Source organism: Actinomadura rubrisoli, assembly GCF_004349215.1.
Taxonomy (GTDB): domain Bacteria; phylum Actinomycetota; class Actinomycetes; order Streptosporangiales; family Streptosporangiaceae; genus Spirillospora; species Spirillospora rubrisoli.
The window spans coordinates 1-15,777 of the sequence record NZ_SMKU01000215.1 but is presented as its reverse complement, the minus strand read 5'-3'; the positions used below and the strand labels follow the sequence as shown (position 1 = coordinate 15,777).

General features: G+C 72.1%; 13 protein-coding genes. 3 read left to right on the top strand and 10 right to left on the bottom strand.

Annotation, left to right across the window (positions count from 1 at the left end):
* Nucleotides 1-155: 155 nt before the first annotated feature.
* Nucleotides 156-893 (top strand): GntR family transcriptional regulator, encoded by a 738-nt coding sequence (locus E1298_RS31025; protein ID WP_243725919.1) that lies wholly within the window; start codon nt 156-158, stop codon nt 891-893.
* A 70-nt stretch (nt 894-963) separates the two neighbouring features.
* Here the strand turns inward: E1298_RS31025 and E1298_RS31020 are convergent, their stop codons facing one another.
* The 8 genes from E1298_RS31020 to E1298_RS30985 form a co-directional block, all read right to left on the bottom strand.
* Nucleotides 964-3,678, bottom strand: coding sequence for a sugar-binding protein (locus E1298_RS31020; RefSeq protein ID WP_131899558.1), 2,715 nt, complete (start codon nt 3,676-3,678; stop codon nt 964-966).
* Nucleotides 3,679-3,733: 55 nt separating this feature from the next.
* Complete coding sequence (locus E1298_RS31015; protein WP_131899556.1) at nt 3,734-4,528, bottom strand: carbohydrate ABC transporter permease; 795 nt, start codon at nt 4,526-4,528, stop codon at nt 3,734-3,736.
* Complete coding sequence (locus E1298_RS31010) at nt 4,525-5,499, bottom strand: carbohydrate ABC transporter permease (protein ID WP_131899554.1); 975 nt, start codon at nt 5,497-5,499, stop codon at nt 4,525-4,527. Before E1298_RS31010 ends, E1298_RS31015 begins: the two co-directional genes overlap by 4 nt.
* 124 nt (nt 5,500-5,623) lie before the next feature.
* A complete protein-coding gene (locus E1298_RS31005) occupies nt 5,624-6,979 on the bottom strand; it encodes an extracellular solute-binding protein (protein ID WP_131899552.1) in 1,356 nt (451 codons plus the stop codon).
* Nucleotides 6,980-7,014: 35 nt separating this feature from the next.
* Nucleotides 7,015-8,319 (bottom strand): PfkB family carbohydrate kinase, encoded by a 1,305-nt coding sequence (locus E1298_RS31000; RefSeq protein ID WP_131899550.1) that lies wholly within the window; start codon nt 8,317-8,319, stop codon nt 7,015-7,017.
* A 110-nt stretch (nt 8,320-8,429) separates the two neighbouring features.
* Nucleotides 8,430-9,569, bottom strand: a complete 1,140-nt coding sequence (locus tag E1298_RS30995; RefSeq protein WP_131899548.1) for a glycoside hydrolase family 76 protein — start codon at nt 9,567-9,569, stop codon at nt 8,430-8,432.
* A gap of 22 nt (nt 9,570-9,591) precedes the next feature.
* Complete coding sequence (locus E1298_RS30990) at nt 9,592-10,962, bottom strand: 6-phospho-beta-glucosidase (RefSeq protein WP_131899546.1); 1,371 nt, start codon at nt 10,960-10,962, stop codon at nt 9,592-9,594.
* Nucleotides 10,959-11,720, bottom strand: a complete 762-nt coding sequence (locus E1298_RS30985; protein WP_131899544.1) for a DeoR/GlpR family DNA-binding transcription regulator — start codon at nt 11,718-11,720, stop codon at nt 10,959-10,961. Before E1298_RS30985 ends, E1298_RS30990 begins: the two co-directional genes overlap by 4 nt.
* Before the next feature lie 442 nt (nt 11,721-12,162).
* Here E1298_RS30985 and E1298_RS30980 point away from each other — a divergent pair, with 442 nt between their 5' ends.
* Both E1298_RS30980 and E1298_RS30975 read left to right on the top strand, forming a co-directional pair.
* Nucleotides 12,163-13,293 (top strand): acyl-CoA dehydrogenase family protein, encoded by a 1,131-nt coding sequence (locus E1298_RS30980; protein ID WP_131899542.1) that lies wholly within the window; start codon nt 12,163-12,165, stop codon nt 13,291-13,293.
* Nucleotides 13,290-14,225, top strand: a complete 936-nt coding sequence (locus E1298_RS30975) for an acyl-CoA dehydrogenase family protein (RefSeq protein WP_131899540.1) — start codon at nt 13,290-13,292, stop codon at nt 14,223-14,225. Before E1298_RS30980 ends, E1298_RS30975 begins: the two co-directional genes overlap by 4 nt.
* A 29-nt stretch (nt 14,226-14,254) precedes the next feature.
* Here E1298_RS30975 and E1298_RS30970 read toward each other — a convergent pair whose 3' ends face one another.
* A complete protein-coding gene (locus E1298_RS30970; protein ID WP_131899538.1) occupies nt 14,255-15,109 on the bottom strand; it encodes a hypothetical protein in 855 nt (284 codons plus the stop codon).
* Nucleotides 15,110-15,111: 2 nt separating this feature from the next.
* Nucleotides 15,112-15,561 (bottom strand): hypothetical protein, encoded by a 450-nt coding sequence (locus tag E1298_RS30965; RefSeq protein ID WP_131899536.1) that lies wholly within the window; start codon nt 15,559-15,561, stop codon nt 15,112-15,114.
* Between the last annotated feature and the right edge of the window lie 216 nt (nt 15,562-15,777).

The following is a 15,777-nucleotide window of genomic DNA, read 5'->3' as shown; positions in this document are numbered from 1 at the left end:
GCCCGACCCTCATCCCGTTCCCCTCCCGAAGTCGACGCGACCGAGTTTCATGGAACGCTCCAAACCTGTCAATAGTATGTCCTGACATACGGACTTAACAACCTGGCCAACCGGTCGCGCTATTCTCGGCGCGACCGACGGGAAGGACTCCTGACGTGCACGGACCTAGGGTGACGCTGGACCGCGGCAGCCCCGTCCCGCTCTACTTCCAGGTCGCCCGGCAGCTTGAGGACGCGATTCGCGCGGGCGAGCTGCCGCCCGGCACCCGGCTGGAGAACGAGCTGGAGCTCGCGGCGCGCTACCGGCTGTCGCGGCCGACCATACGCCAGGCGATCCAGCATCTGGTCGACCAAGGGCTGCTCGTCCGCAAGCGGGGCGTGGGCACCCAGGTCGTCCAGTCGCAGGTGCGGCGCCCGATCGAGCTGTCGAGCCTGTACGACGACCTGGCCGAGGCGGGGCGGGAGCCGCGCACGCGGGTCCTTGAGCTCGGCGCCGTCCCCGCCGAGGGCGAGGCGGCCGAGCGGCTCGGCGTGCGCGCGGGCGCGGAGGTGGTGCGGCTGCGCCGGCTGCGGCTCACGGGCGGCGAGCCGCTCGCCCTGATGACCAACGTCCTGCCCGCCGGGCTCCTGGAGGTCACCGCCGCCCACCTGGAGGAGCACGGCCTGTACGAGACGCTCCGCGCGGCGGGCGTCAACATCAGGATCGCGCACCAGGAGATCGGGGCGCGGGCGGCCACCGCCGCCGAGGCCCGGCTGCTGGACGAGCGCCGCGGCACTCCCCTGCTCACCATGACCCGCACGGCGTTCGACGACCAGGGCGCCGCGGTCGAGTTCGGCACCCACGCCTACCGCGCCGATCGCTACTCGTTCTCGCACACGCTCGTCGGCAAGTAGATCCATAAGAAGCGCCCTGAGGCCGCCGCCGCACCGGGCGGGCTCGCGCCCGGTGCGGCGGCGGGTCACGTCAGCCGGACAGCCGGGCGACGCTGCTCGCCGTGCCCCCCTTCTTCGCCTCGAAGGCGACGGCGAGGACGCCGCTCGCGCCCGGCACGGTGACGGTCTGGACGCCGGCGCGCCTGATCTCGACCTTCTTGGTACCGAGGACCTTGCCGTCCCACACGTGGACGTGCGCGGTGCCCGGCCCGGTCGCCAGCAGCCTGACGGTCGTGGCGCCGCCGGAGACCTTGGGCCTGCCGATGATGCGCGCCGTGTCCGACCAGGGCGCGGCGGGACCCGCGGCCAGCGGGACGCCGGTCCGCACCGCCTGGAGGATCGACTCGGGCGAGCTGACCGAGTCGGCGGCGTCGGTCGGCATGACCGGCGCCGGCGGCGTGGTCGGCATGCCGGCCGGCGGGGTGTGGCCGGGCAGCGCGACCTGGCCCCAGCGGTACGGGTCGCCCTGCACGCCGCCCCAGGTGGACCAGCCGATCCGGGTCTGGCCCGTCTTGTCCTGGGTGTCGGAGTCGTAGACGAAGACGTTCAGGCCCATCCGCGCCGGGTCGACGGCGGTCGGCAGCGCCTTGAAGGGGATCTTCGCCTCGATGACGTAGCCGTCGTAGGGCTGCGCCACCGTCGAGGCGACCTGCATGCCGGGCGCCGTCTCGGGCCCGCCCTGGTGGGCGTCGGCGTCGCGCTCGAAGCACGGCTTCCCGTCGGACATGCGCGGGAAGATGCCGGTCTTGAACGTGGTGGAGGTGTTCTCGGAGTCGCCGCGCGGGTCGACGGCGATCTCGACGGAGTCGGTGCGCCAGTGCCGCTTGCAGTCGTCCGCGCCCAGGGTGGTGCCCTGCTTGTCGTCGCGGACCTTGACCAGCACGTGGAGCGCCTCGTCGGTCCAGGTCACCTTGCCGGTGGCCGAGCAGTCGGCGGCGTTCTCGCAGGCCGTGCCCTCCCACAGGCGCGACAGGTCCAGCTCCTTGCCGGGGTACTCGCCGGGCGACTCCTTGCCGTCCACCGCCGGGGCGGCCGACGCCTTCGGCAGCGTGGCGACCGGGACGAGCTCCAGGCCGCCCTTCTGCACGTCGGGCGTGCCCGAGCCGGAGGACGTGGTGACGGTCATGTCGTAGTCGCCGCCGGTGCCGCCCTGGTTGGAGGTGGGCAGCGAGGCGTCGGTGTTGGTGACGGTGAACGTGGCCGAGCCCTTCGCCCCGGCCGCGAGCGTGTAGGGCTTGGACGCCTCGTCGGCGGCGAAGCCCTTCGGCAGGTCCAGCTTGACCGTGCCCGACTGGGCGGACGCGGTGGTGTTGGCCAGGTCCACGCGCACCTTGCGCGACTTGCCGGAGCCGAGCGTGAGCACCCGCTTCATCCGGCCGCTCAGCGCGGGGACGCCGTTCTTCTCCGCCCAGGCGTCGAAGTCGGCGACGCGCGGCAGCGGCTCCTGCACGCCGGTGACGGCGGGCCGGACCTCCACGAGCGCGGCCGTCTGCCCGGACGCCCTGCCCGCGGTGAGGGTCGCCGCGATCCGGGCGCGCCCGAGCGAGGCGCCCGCCGACGGCTTGACGGTGAACGTCGCGGTCCGCTCCTTCGAGCCGACCTTGCCCAGGTCACCGGAACCTGTAACGGTCCAACCCGACGGCACCGCGAGCGCGGCCCGCGCGCCCTTCAGCGTCTTCGGGGAGCTCGCGTGCGCCGTCACCTTGAAGGCGCGCCCGGGGGTCACCCCGAAGGAGTCCGTCGTCAGGGACAGCTGCGCGCCGAGCGGCAGGCCGCCCTTGGCGGGCGTCAGCGCGCCCTCCAGCATCGCGGCCGGGTCGCTGTTGCCGAGCGTGAACGGCACCCGGCTGTGCACCTGCGTGAAGTAGTCGCAGCCGATCTTGGACGGGTCGGACGGCGCGTCGGGGAAGCCGCCCCAGCCCTGGCTGACGTAGGTCCGCTGCGCCTCGCGCTCGACCTGCGCCCACGTCTTGCCGCCGTTGCGGGCGGACGCGCGCCCGCCCCAGACGCCGTAGGACACGGTGCCCGGGCTGGACGTGGCCGGGTTCACCGCGCACGCGGACCCGGTGGGCCCGGACGCGCCGCCCGTGCTGAACAGCCGTCCCGGTGCCCAGGTGCGCAGCCCCTCCTTGCTCAGCTGCCCGGGGTAGGCCCGGGGGTCGGCGGCGGCCAGGTACGCCTCGGTGGCCAGCCGCGCCGCGTCCTGGTGGTTGCCGTGCTGGCCGGGCAGCGGCGCGGGCTCCATGGTGACGATCACCTTGGGCCGCGTCTGGCGGACGAGCCGGACGACCTTCTCCAGCGTCGCCTTCTGGTCCCAGGTCTCGGCGGTGAGCGGCGCGCTCACCGTGTAGAAGAAGTCGACCTTGTCCAGGTAGTGGATGTCGGTGACGCCCGCCTTGCCGACGGCGCGCCGTTCCTCGTTCTCGCGGAGCAGGCCGAGCGGCGGCCCCTCCTCGGTGCCGGAGGCGTTGCCGCCGCCCTCGCCGCGCGTGACGGTGAGGACGCCGGTCTTCGCGCCACCGGATTTTCCGACGCCGAACTCGTTCCATTGGCCGAGCGTCGACAGCGTGCCGGCCTCGTCGTCGGGGTGCGCCCCGACGAACAGCACGTCCAGCCCGCCCTGGGTGGACGGCCCGCCGTGTCCGGGCGGCGATGCCGCCCGCTCCTGCGCCTGGGCCGGCGGACCGGCCAGCGCCACGGCCGCCAGCGCGGCCGACAGGACGGCGGGTAGGGCGAGTCTTCGCATGAACTCTCCTGTTCGATTGCGTGCCGTCCGGGGCCGCCGAGCGGCCCCGGACTCCCTACTCCTTGATGGCCCCCGAGAGCATTCCTGCGATGAACTGCCGTTGCAGGAAGACATAGACGATCACGATGGGCGCGGCGATGATCAGCGCGCCCGCCATGAGCAGTGAGTAGTCGGTCTTGTGCGCGCCCTGGAAGAAGGACAGGCCGAGCGGCGCGGTGCGCAGCCCCTCGTCCGAGTTGATGATCACCAGGGGCAGCAGGAACTCGTTCCAGGTCCACATGGTGGTCAGCACGACCATGGTGAGGATGGCCGGGCGGCCGATCGGCACCAGCACCCGCCACAGCGTCGTCCAGCTGGACGCGCCGTCGATGCGGGCCGCCTCCAGCAGCGCCGGCGGGACGCTGCGGAAGTAGGCGCGCATCCAGAACGTGCCGAACGCGACCGACATCGCGACCTGCGGCAGGATCAGCCCGGCGTAGGAGTTGTCGAGCCCGACCGACCGCAGGTCGAAGTAGAGCGGCACCACGATGGTCTCGGTCGGGATGGTCAGCCCCGCCAGGAACAGCAGGAAGACGACCTGGGCGCCGCGGAACCGCATGGCGCCGAGCGCGTACCCCGCCATGATCGACAGCGTGGTGGCGACGAGGACGGTGATCGTGGTGACGATGAGGCTGTTGCGCAGGTAGGTGCCGAAGTGCCCCTCGCGCCAGGCCGTCCCGAAGGAGGAGAAATCCAGCCCGCCGGGCAGGCTCAGCGCCTGCGTCACGATTCCGATCATCGGGAACACCGCGATCACCGCGAAGACGGCCAGGATCGCGTGGTTGAGGAACCGCTCGTTCCGCGTGCTCATGCGCTCCTGCCTTCCACGAGCCGGCCGATGCCGGCTGTCAGGGCGAAGGCGAGCACGGCCAGCGTGATGCCGATGGCGCAGCCGAGGCCGACCTCGCCGGTGTTGAACGTGCGGTTGTAGACCTCGTACGCCGGGACCTTCGTCGAGTCGCCGGGGCCGCCGCCGGTGGCCATGTAGATCAGGTCGAAGTTGCGGATCGCCATGATCGAGGTCAGGGTCAGCGCCACCGCCAGCTCCCGCCGCAGCCCCGGCAGCGTCACGCTGAGGAACTCGCGGACGGGTCCGGCGCCGTCGATCCGCGCCGCCTCGTACAGCTCCTTCGGGATCTTCTGGACGCCGGCGAGGAACAGCACCAGCGCCAGCCCGATCCCGACCCAGGTGCCGACCAGGCCCACGGCGGGCAGGGCGAAGGTGAAGTCGCCGAGCCAGCCGTGCCGCCAGTCGGGCAGGCCGAGGTCGTGCAGCCAGCCGAGGACGGTGTTGACCGGCCCGTCGGCGGAGTACACCCACTGCCACGCCACGGCCACCGCGACCATCGCGACGACCTGCGGCAGGAACAGCACCGTGCGGAAGAACGTCAGGCCGCGGATCTTCGTCCGGGACATCGCGCCGACCAGCACGAACGCGATGCAGCACGGCAGGACGGCGTAGAACACGAGGAGGATCAGCAGGTGGCCGAAGGCGCCGCGCAGCGTCGGATCCGACCAGGTGCTGGTGTAGTTGTCCAGGCCCGCCCACGTCGATGTGCCCAGGCCGTCCCAGTGGTACAGGGAGAACTGCGCTCCGCGCACCAGCGGCCACAGCAGGAACGCGCCGTACACCAGCAGGGCGGGCAGGACGTACAGCCACCCGACCCGGCGCGGCTCCCCGGGCGGCCGGGACCTCTCCCGGCCGCCCGGCGGCCGCGTCCGGGCGGGGCCGGGCGTCGTGCGCCCCGTCCCCGGGGTCTTGCGCCGCGCGACGGTCGTCATGTGCGGGCTCCCTTGCTTTCCCGTCGTCAGCCCTTGTCCCGTCGCCGGCCGCCCTGTGGGCGGCCCTCCGGCCTGTGCGGCGCGGTCGGCGCGCGGTCGGCGCGGCCGGCGACGGAGCTGATCGTTACTTCTTCTTCTGGAAGGCGGTGTAGTCGTCCTGCGCCGTCTTCATGGCCTGCTGGGCGGTCGCCTTCCCCGCGACGAGCCGCTGGAGCTGCCCGCCGAACACGTCGGTGAAGGTGGGCGTGGCGTAGTCGATGTACGGGGTGGTGCCGTCGTTCTTGCTGAGCACCGTCCACGCGGCCGCCACCTCCTTCAGCAGCGCGCCCTCGGGCTCCTTGGACGCGGGCAGCACCGGCAGGCTGCCGGTCTCCACCGCGACGTCCATCGCCTGGGGCGAGGTGATGAAGTTGATGTAGGCCGCCGCCACGTCCGGGTGCTTGGACTTGGAGGTGATCGACCACGGCAGGCTCTCCCCGCCCATGGTCGCCGACGCCGCCCCGGCCTGCGAGGGGGGCGGCAGCATGAAGCCGACCTTGTCCTTCATCCGCTTGTCCAGGTCCGGCGCCCACCAGGTGCCGCCGAACATGAACACGCCCTGCCCCTTGGCGAAGTTCACCGGCGTGTCGTCCCACTTGACGGAGTTGGCGCCGCTGGTGAAGTAGCCCTGCTTGGACCAGTCGGCCAGCTTCTGCGCCGCCTGGACGTTCGGGGCGTCGGTCCAGGAGCCGCCGCTGCCGAACACGAGCTTGCGGACGGTCTCCTTGTCGGTCAGGCCGTCCTGGAGGATGCCGTAGAGCTGCATCGCGGGCAGCTTCTCCACGTTGCCGAACGCGATCGGCACCTCGCCCTTGCCCTTCGCGGTGGCGAGGGCCTGGTCGAACTCCGCCCAGGTCTTGGGCGGCTGGATGCCCAGCTTGGCGAGCTTCTCCTTGTTGTAGTACAGCCCGACGATCTCACCGTTGAGCGAGACGCCGTACAGCTTGCCCGAGCCGATCAGCTTCCCGTCGTCGGTGACGCTGTTGAGGTCCATCAGGCCCTTCGGGTAGCGCTTCTTCCACCCGTACACCTGGTCGTAGGAGTCGAGCGGGAGCAGCATCCCGGCCTTGACGTACTGCGCCATGGACGCGTAGCCCTGGTTGGCCTCCACCACGTCGGGCGGGTCGCCGCCCGACAGCGCCAGCCGCAGCGTCTTCTGCAGGTCGCTGAACGACCGCGACACCCGCTTGATCTTCACGTTCGGGTACTTGGCCTGGAACTGCCCGTTGAGCTTCTCGATCTGCTCCTTCAGGCCGCCCTGGACCTCCTGGTCCCAGACGGTCAGCGTGACGTTCCCGGCCTTGGCGACGTCGGTGCTGACCGCCTCCGGGGCCTTGCTGTCGGGCTTGTCGTTGGACGAGCCCGGAGAGCAGGCGGCGGCGAGCGCGGTCACGAGGGCCGCGGCCACGGCGACCGCCCCACGCCTCTTGAGTGTCGGCATTGCGGCTCCTTTCTGCGTGCGGGGATGGTAGAGGGTCACGACGAGTGCTGAAGATCGGCCCTCAGCGTGGGCTCGGCCCGGACGACCGTGTCGGTCGCCGAGTCGGGGATGTAGTCGACCACGAACGCGTACTGTTCCAGCACCGGCTCGGGCACCTCGCCGGACTCGCCGAACGCGGCGATCTCGCCCCAGCACGGCGCGCCGAGCGAGCCGCTGCGGTGCCGGACCGACAGGCCCGCGCACAGGTTCGCGAACTTCAGCCGCTCGGCCAGCGGCAGGCCCGCCAGCGTCCCGAACAGGAACCCGGCGGCGAACACGTCCCCGGCGCCGGTGGCGTCGAGCGCCTCCACCGGCAGCGCGTCGGTCTCGGCGACCTCGCCGGTGGTGGAGTCGATCGCGATGGCGCCGGCGCCGCCGCGCTTGACGACCACGACCGGGACCCGCTCGGACAGGGCGCGCGCCGCGTCCTCGGGCGAGCCGGTCCGGGTGTAGGCCATGGCCTCCACCGCGTTCGGCAGGAACACGTCCACGTGCTCCAGCCGGTCGAGGACCTCGCTGGACCACAGCTCCGTCGCGTCCCAGCCGAGGTCGGCGAACACCAGGGCCCCCGCCCGGCGCATCTCCCTGGCCCAGCCGGGCACCGGGCGCTCGATGTCGACGAAGCAGGCCCGCGCCGACGGCGGCCGGGAGCCGAGGACCTCCTCGCCACCGGCGCCACCGTCCCCCGCGGCGGCGTCCGGCGCCGTGCCCTCCGGCGCCGTGCCCTCCGGCGCGGTGCCCTCCGGCGCCGTGCCCTCCCGTGCCGGACCGCCCCCGCCGAGGTCCGGCACGGGCTTGGCGTAGGTGACCATGCTGCGGTCGGAGTCGTAGGCCAGCGACACCGTGACGGGCGTCGGCCAGCCGTTCACCTTGCGGGAGTGCCCGAGGTCGACGCCCTCCTGCTCGGCGAGCGTCCGCCACAGGTAGGCCCCGAACAGATCGTCCCCGAACGGGGCGGCGAGGCCGACGCGCAGGCCGAGCCGGCTCATCGCCACCGCGATGTTCGCGATGCCGCCGGGCGCCGAGCCGAGCCCGTCGGTGAACAGCTCCGTGCCGGGCGGCGGCAGCCCCGGCAGCCCGGTGAAGATCATGTCCATGAAGACCTGGCCGCTCAGGAACACGTCCAGGTCGGGGATCGCGCCGGCGTCGCCGGGCTCCCGGTCGCGGCGGAGCCGCTCGCGGGCGAGACCGCGCTCGGCGCAGGGGTCGGCCAGCGACGGCTCGGGCGGCCGCCCGGGCTCGGTGGCCCCGTCCCCGGCCGAGCCGGCGGCCTGGGTCCCGCCGAGGGTCTCTGCGGTCATGTCGCCTCCTCACGAGGGCCGTCAATGACGACGTAGATCGTTACTTTGACTGGATGTCAGGACAATTGGTGATCGGAAGGGCCGGCCGGAGGGACGGCGGGACGGTGCGGTCAGAGGACGGCGGTCAGCAGCGAGACCGCCGACTCCTGGCGTGCGATATCCGCGCGGTCGAACGGCCCGGCCCAGCTCAGGCCGTACTGGTCGCGGCCGTCGCGGGCCCGGGTGTACAGGGACGCGGCCTGCGCGCGCAGGTAGCCGCGGTACGGATGGCCCGGCACGACCCGGTCCAGCTCGGCGAGATTGCGGGCGAAGATCCCCTTGAACGACGCCTGGTCGGCGTTGCAGGTGCCGGCCGGCTCGCAGGGCTCGGTCAGGATCCCGCGCGGCGACAGCGCCGGGCTCTTGACCACGGCGTCGGCGATGCGGCGCGCGGACACCAGCAGGCTCCGGTCGCCGGTCGCCCGGTACAACTCGGCCAGCCCGCCGAGGACGACGCCCTGGTTGTAGGTCCAGGTCGTCCCGTGATTGCTGGCGCAGCCGCCGCCCTGGGTGTCCAGGCCGTCGTCGACCAGGTGCTCGCCGTTGATCATGCCGCTGTTCGCGAACCACCGCCACGCCTGTTTGGCACGTGCCAAATAGACGCGGTCGCCGGGGATGCGGTTGTGCAGGGAAGCAAGGAGCTTGAAGTACAGCTCAAGGCTGATCGCGTTCTTGTAGGACTTGCCGGGGATGTCCCACCAGACGCCGCCGCCGCAGGTGTCGTCCCAGTACTTGCGGATGTACGCCTCGTCGGTCTTGGCGATGCCCAGGTACTGCCGGTCGCGCGTGATGTCGTACATGCGGACCATGGCCAGCGCCCACCAGCCGGTGTCGTCGGTGGAGTCGGCGCGGAACTCGCCGCCGCCCTCCGGCCACCACGGCAGCGGCTTGCGCTGGAGCTCGATGGTGTTCTTCACCGCGCCCATGTAGCGGTTCGAGCGCGTCTTGGCCATGTAGTCGAGCAGGGCCTGCAGCGCGTTCCCCGACTGCCACCACGGGGACTCGGGCTGCCAGCGCCCCGACCCGCGGTCGTAGAACCGCATCATCGCGTCCACGGCGGCGGTCGCCCTGGCCCGCGCGCCCGCCCCGCCGTGCCCTCCCCGGCCGTCGGCGACGGCGGGCTGGGCGGGCAGCAGGCCCACGAGCAGCGCCATCACCGTGCCGCCGATGAGAGAGCCCGCCAGGACGCGGGCCCGTAGCCTTCTGGTCATACCGTGCGCTCCTGTCGGGGGGTCACGGACGGTCGCCGCCCGCGAAGACCGCCGCCACCTCGGGGATGCGGTCGATGTAGCCGTCGAGCAGCTCGCGGCCGACCGATACCGAGTCGACCAGGGGGTGCAGCCCGAACGCCTTGACGGCCTCGGTCCGCGAGCCGGTGAGGGCGGCGCTGATCGTCAGCCGCTCCACCGCCTTGACCTGCTGCATCAGGCCCGTCTGGTGCAGGTCGGGCTGCGCCGTCGCGAGCGGGTGGACGCCGCCCGCGTCGACCATGACGGGCACCTCCACCACCGCGTCCTCGGGCAGCGCCGTGAGGGTGGAGCCGTTGCGCACGTTGAGGATCATCGTGGCGTGCTCGTTGCGGCTGATCGCGCCCATCACGCTCAGCGCGACCCCGGCGTACCCCTCGTCCACCGGGTCGACCGCGGCGTGGCCGTCGAGGGCCTCGCCGGTCTCGGCGCCCTTCATCTCGGCCATGTAGCTGGCGCTGCGGGACGCGACCGTCTCGCGCCACAGCCCCATCGCCGCGTCGCCGGAGGCCGCCGCGACCCGCTCGTAGAAGGCGGCCTGCTGCTTGACGAGGAACTCGCCGCGCGTCTGCGGGGCGTCCAGCGTGGCCCGCACCGCCTCGCGGTTGAAGTAGTAGTAGTACAGGTACTCGTTGGGGATCAACCCGAGGTCGCGCAGCCACTCGCGGCCGAAGACGACGCCCTCCTCCAGCGAGCCGAGCAGCGCGTCGTCGGCGAGCAGCGCGGGCAGCACGTCCACGCCGTCGTGCATGATGCGGCGCATCCAGCCGAGGTGGTTGAGCCCCACGTAGTCGAGCTGGACGCGGCCGGGGTCGAGGCCGAGGGCCGCGGCCACCCGCATCCCGAGGCCGGACGGGGTGTCGCAGATGCCGAGCACCCGGTCGCCGAGCACGGCCTGCATCGCCTCGGTGATCATCCCGGCGGGGTTGGTGAAGTTGATGACGTAGGCGTTCGGCGCCAGCGCCTTGACGCGGCGCGCGACGTCCATCATGACCGGGATGGTGCGCAGCCCGTAGGCCAGTCCGCCGGGGCCGGTGGTCTCCTGCCCGAGGACGTTCAGGTCCAGGGCGACCCGCTCGTCGCACACCCGTCCCGCCAGGCCGCCGACCCGGATGGCGGCGAACACGAAGTCGGCGCCCTCCAGCGCCCTGTCGAGCACGGTGGTCGTGAAGACCTTCGGCGCGTCCGGCGCGCCGTCGGCGTAGGTCGCGAGCACGGCCCGCATGGCGTCCAGGCGGCCGGCGTCGGAGTCCTGCAGCCAGACCTCCTCGATCCGCCGGGAGCTCTGGTCCTGGAGCAGGGCCTGGTACACGAACGGCACCCGGAACCCGCCACCCCCGAGAATGGCCAGCTTCATGCGATGAACACCTTCCCGCCCGCCTGACGGCAGAGCTCGAGAGTCTGGGGATCGGCACCGGCCGTCGTGATGAGCGTGTCGATCTGCGCGAGGGAGCACACGCGCAGCGAGCCGGTGCCGGGGAACTTGGCCTCGGAGGCGACCAGCACCACCTGGTCGGCCGCCTCGATCATGGCCTGCTTGATCAGCGTCTCGACCTCCATGTCGTCCACGACATGGCCGTTCGGCCGGACGCCCGTGCAGCTGAGGAACACGAGGTCGGCGCTGACCTGGCGGAGCGCGGCCTCGGTGAGCGAGCCGACGAGCGTCAGGTAGTTGCGCCGCACCACGCCGCCGAGCAGGCACAGCCGGACGGCGTCGTCGTCGCGCAGCTCGTCCAGCACGGCCAGGTTGGCGGTGATCACGGTGACGGGCCTGCCCCGCAGCCGCCGCGCGATCAGCCGGGTGCTGGTGCCGATGTCGAGCACGACGACCATGTCGTCCTCGACCATCGCGGCGGCCCGCTCGGCCACCGCCTCCTTCTCCGCGCTGTCGCGCGCGGCCGAGACCTCGAAGGAGATCTCCGGCGCCGCCGCCTGAGGCGACAGCGCCGCGCCCCCGTAGGTGCGGAGCAGCTCGCCGTTGCGGTCGAGCAGGTCCAGGTCGCGCCGGATCGTCGACTCGCTCACCTGAAGGCTCTCGGCCAGCTCCCGGACGGACGCCGCACCCTTCGTACGCAGCGAGGACACGATCTGCGCACGCCGCTTGCTTGATGTCACGCAGGGGAACGTAGCACCCGTGCGCGACTTCAGTCATTAGTCGGGAGAAGTTTGCTCGATCCCGGTCAAACATCCATCTGACGTGCACATAGTCCGTCAGCCCGGGTCCGGAGTCAGTCACGCGAGTCAAGGTATGGACCGTTCCATCTCCGAGCGCCCCACCCCTCGGCCCGCCACGCGGCCGGACCCGCGCCGGGCGCCCTGCGGACGATGTCAGAGCCCGACGTCAATCCGGAGGCGCCCGGCCGCCGAAAATTTCTTCCGGCGGAGGCGAAGAAATCCATCCACGCGGCCGTGACCTGCGCGATCCCGATGGACGGGAGGGGGTGCGGACGGGGGTTGCGGGACCGGTTACCCTACCAAACAGTTGTTAGAAACACGGGAGACGCGGGTGGCGACCCGCTGGCCGGGGAGAGTGCCCAGAGCATGAAGGCGGCATCGGATGGATCTTGACTTCGACCCGGCGGACGAGGAGTTCCGCGCCGAGGTGCGGGCGTGGCTGCGCGCGCACGTCCCCGCCGAGCCGCTCCCGTCGCTGGAGACCGGCGAGGGCTTCGCGGCGCACCGCGAGTGGGAGCGGACGCTCGGCGAGGCGCGGCTGGGCGCGGTGTCCTGGCCCGTGGAGTACGGCGGGCGCGGCCTGCCGGTCCTGCGGTGGCTGATCTTCGAGGAGGAGTACTACGCGGCGGGCGCGCCGGGCCGCGTCAGCCAGAACGGCATCAACCTGCTGGCGCCCACCCTGCTCAAGCACGGCACGCCGGAGCAGCTCCGGCGGATCCTGCCGCCGATGGCCGCCGGGGAGGTGGTCTGGGCGCAGGCGTGGTCGGAGCCGGGCGCGGGCAGCGACCTGGCGGCGCTGCGCGCGACCGCCACCCGCGCCGACGGCGGCTGGCTGCTGGACGGGCAGAAGACGTGGAGCTCCCGGGCCGCCTTCGCCGACCGGGGTTTCGGGCTGTTCCGCTCCGATCCCGAATCGGCGCGCCACAAGGGCCTGACCTACCTGATGTTCCCCCTCGACGCCGAGGGCGTGACGGTGCGTCCCATCGGGCGGCTGGACGGCAAGCCCGCGTTCGCCGAACTGTTCCTCGACCGGGTGTTCGTGCCCGACGAGGACGTCATCGGGACGCCCGGGGACGGCTGGCGCGTCGCGATGAGCACGGCGGGCAACGAGCGCGGGCTGACCCTGCGCAGCCCGGGACGGTTCACGGCGGCGGCCGAGCGGCTGGTGGAGCTGTGGAGGGAGCGGGCCGACCCGTCCGACACGGCGCTCCGCGACCGCGTCGCCGACGCCTGGATCAGGTCCCGCGCCTACCGGCTCAAGGGCTTCGAGACCATCTCGCGGAGCGAGGACATAGGTGCCGAGTCCAGCCTCAACAAGGTCTTCTGGTCGGAACTGGACGTGGCGCTGCACGAGACGGCGCTCGACGTGCTCGGCCCGGACGGCGAACTGGACTCGGAATGGCTGGAGGGCTACGTGTTCTCCCTCGCCGGCCCGATCTACGCGGGCACCAACGAGATCCAGCTGAACGTGATCGCCGAGCGGCTGCTCGGCCTGCCGAGGGGGTCGCGGTGAAGTTCGTCCTTTCCGCCGAGCAGCGGATGTTCGGGGAGACGCTGCGCGCGCTGCTGTCGGAGGCGGGCACGGCCAAGGCCGCGCGGGCCTGGGCCGCCGGGGACGGCGCGCCGGGACGGGCGCTGTGGGCCTCCGTCGCCGAGGCCGGGGTGTTCGCGGTGGCCGTCCCGGAGGAGCACGGCGGCGCCGGGCTCCTGCCCGTGGAACTGGTCGTCGCGATGGAGGAGCTGGGCCGGTCGGCGGCGCCCGGCCCGTACGTGGAGACCCTCGCGGCGGCGGAGCTGCTCGGCCGCACCGGCGACGCCACCTGGCTTCCCCGGATCGCGGAGGGCGCGGCGGTCGTCTCGCTCGCCGTCCCGTACGCGCTGGACGCGGACGCCGCCGACCTGGTGCTCGCGGTGGACGGCTCCCCCCTACCTTTGCCGGAGGAAGAGCGCGAAGTGGCCGGCGAGCCCGTCGCCTCCCTTGATCCGGCGCGCCGCCTTTTCCCGGTCTCCCCGGCACCGTCCGGCATCTCCGACTTCGGGGCGCTGCTGTGCGCGGCGCAGCAGACCGGGATCGGACGGGCGCTGCTGGAGGTGTCGGTCGAGTACGCCAGGACGCGGCGGCAGTTCGGCCGTCCGATCGGCGAGTACCAGGCGATCAAGCACCGCCTCGCGCGCGCCATGGTCGAGCTGGAGTTCGCCAGGCCGCTCGTCTACGGCGCGGCCCTGGCCTACGGCACCCCGGACTTCGCGCGGGACGTGTCCGCCGCCAAGGTCGCCGCGTCGGACGCCTCGTACGGGACCGCCAAGGCCGCCCTCCAGGTGCACGGCGCCATCGGCTACACCGACGAGTACGACCCGTCGCTGTGGATCCGCAAGGCGCGCGCCCTGCACTCGGCCTGGGGAACCCCGGCCGAGCACAGGGCCCGGGTCACGGCCGCCCTTTGAGGTCCGCCCGGCCGACATCGACTAGTCCCCTAGTTGATCGCGACGACGACGGTGACGTCGTCGTGGGTGTGGCCGCGCACCGTGTCGGTGGGCGGTTGCGGCTGCTTGCCGGGCAGGTAGTAGATGTCGTGGATCCCGCCCGGAGCCATGCCGTCGAACTGGGCGAGCTTGGCGTTGACCCTGTCCCGCAGGGTCGCCGCCCCGTCCCTGACCCGCCACACGAAACGGTCGCGGACGTTGTCGTGCAGGGCGCCGCCGTCGACGTACCACCCGTACTGCGGGACCGTGCACCGGATGCCGTTGCCGGTGGGGTACAGGTAGATCCAGTACTCCATCCAGATGTGGTAGTCGGTGTACGGCCAGGGGACCAGGGCCATGAGGTCCTGGTGCACCTTGAGGTAGGTCAGGTTCGGGTCGAGCGCGGTGTAGCGGGGGTCGGCGGGGAACATCTCCCACGTCAGGATCGGATCGAAGTCGCGGCGGATCGAGTCGCCCTTCATCTGGTCGATCATCGCGATCCAGTCCTGGAAGAACAGGTCCCGGTAGCTCAGCCTGACCTCCTTCGCGCCGCCGTTCGCGGTGCCGGTGAGCAGGTAGCTGTGCACCGCCCCCGTCACCCAGATGTCGCCCTGCACGGAGCCCTTGGGCCTTGTGAGCTGGACGAAGGGCCCGTTGAACTGGTCCTCCCAGAAGAAGGTCAGGCTGGTGTCCCGCACGCTCGAACTGAACAGCCGCGCCGAGTTGATCTGGCCGTAGAACCCGTCGTCCTGGAGGTTCTTGCCGTTCTCGTGGGTGTAGCGGTCGTTCTCGGTGAGGTAGATGTACATGCTCTCGCCGGCCTGGTTCGGCTCTTTGTAGAACACGCCGGTGGCGCTGACGGTCATGGTCAGCCCTCCTCGGTCTGGTCGGGACGGCCCGTGCGGCTGAGGTCGGCGACACGGTGGATGATCTCGCCGGTGATCCGGTCGTTGATGAGGGCGGTCATCTCCGGGTCGCGGCCGAGCTCGGTCAGGAGGACCTGGGTCTGCAGGAGCGTCTGCTGGTCGGGGTGGGCCAGGGCGCGGGCGATGATCGCGTCGATCAGCGCCCCCGGGTCGTCCTGGGCGGGGGCGTTGTCCTGGAGCCAGGCCGCGGCCTCGGCGCGGTGCTCGGCGCGCACCGGTTCGGACTTGGCGGTCGCGGCCTGCCGGGCGGCGAACGCGGTCGCCTCGTCCGGCCAGTCCAGGCCCGCGACGATCTCGCCGCGGGCGGGCGGACGGCCGGGCGGTGAGGTGGCGGACACCGCCTCCGTCGGGCTGGACCCGAATCCGGCGTCGAGTTGGGTGCTGTCCGGCACTGTCTGCCTCCTGTCGGGAACGGGCGAGGCTCCCTCGCCGTCGGGATCAGCCTTGGACGCCGGCGTTTCACCGGCCTCTCACCGGCCTCTCAAGCCCTCGCTGACTGTGCGGGTTCACACGGATACCGCCCGGCCCCCCGGTCGTGACACCGTGGTCGCTCAAGGCATGCGGGGTGTCCGTGAGAGCGGGGGGCGCGGGATGGACCGGCATCGGGG

Coding starts and splice junctions, on each gene's coding strand:
- E1298_RS31020 (WP_131899558.1), bottom strand. CDS start 3,678: ATGCGAAGACTCGCCCTACCCGCCGTCCTGTCGGCCGCGCTGGCGGCC.
- E1298_RS31015 (WP_131899556.1), bottom strand. CDS start 4,528: ATGAGCACGCGGAACGAGCGGTTCCTCAACCACGCGATCCTGGCCGTC.
- E1298_RS31010 (WP_131899554.1), bottom strand. CDS start 5,499: ATGACGACCGTCGCGCGGCGCAAGACCCCGGGGACGGGGCGCACGACG.
- E1298_RS31005 (WP_131899552.1), bottom strand. CDS start 6,979: ATGCCGACACTCAAGAGGCGTGGGGCGGTCGCCGTGGCCGCGGCCCTC.
- E1298_RS31000 (WP_131899550.1), bottom strand. CDS start 8,319: ATGACCGCAGAGACCCTCGGCGGGACCCAGGCCGCCGGCTCGGCCGGG.
- E1298_RS30995 (WP_131899548.1), bottom strand. CDS start 9,569: ATGACCAGAAGGCTACGGGCCCGCGTCCTGGCGGGCTCTCTCATCGGC.
- E1298_RS30990 (WP_131899546.1), bottom strand. CDS start 10,962: ATGAAGCTGGCCATTCTCGGGGGTGGCGGGTTCCGGGTGCCGTTCGTG.
- E1298_RS30980 (WP_131899542.1), top strand. CDS start 12,163: ATGGATCTTGACTTCGACCCGGCGGACGAGGAGTTCCGCGCCGAGGTG.
- E1298_RS30970 (WP_131899538.1), bottom strand. CDS start 15,109: ATGACCGTCAGCGCCACCGGCGTGTTCTACAAAGAGCCGAACCAGGCC.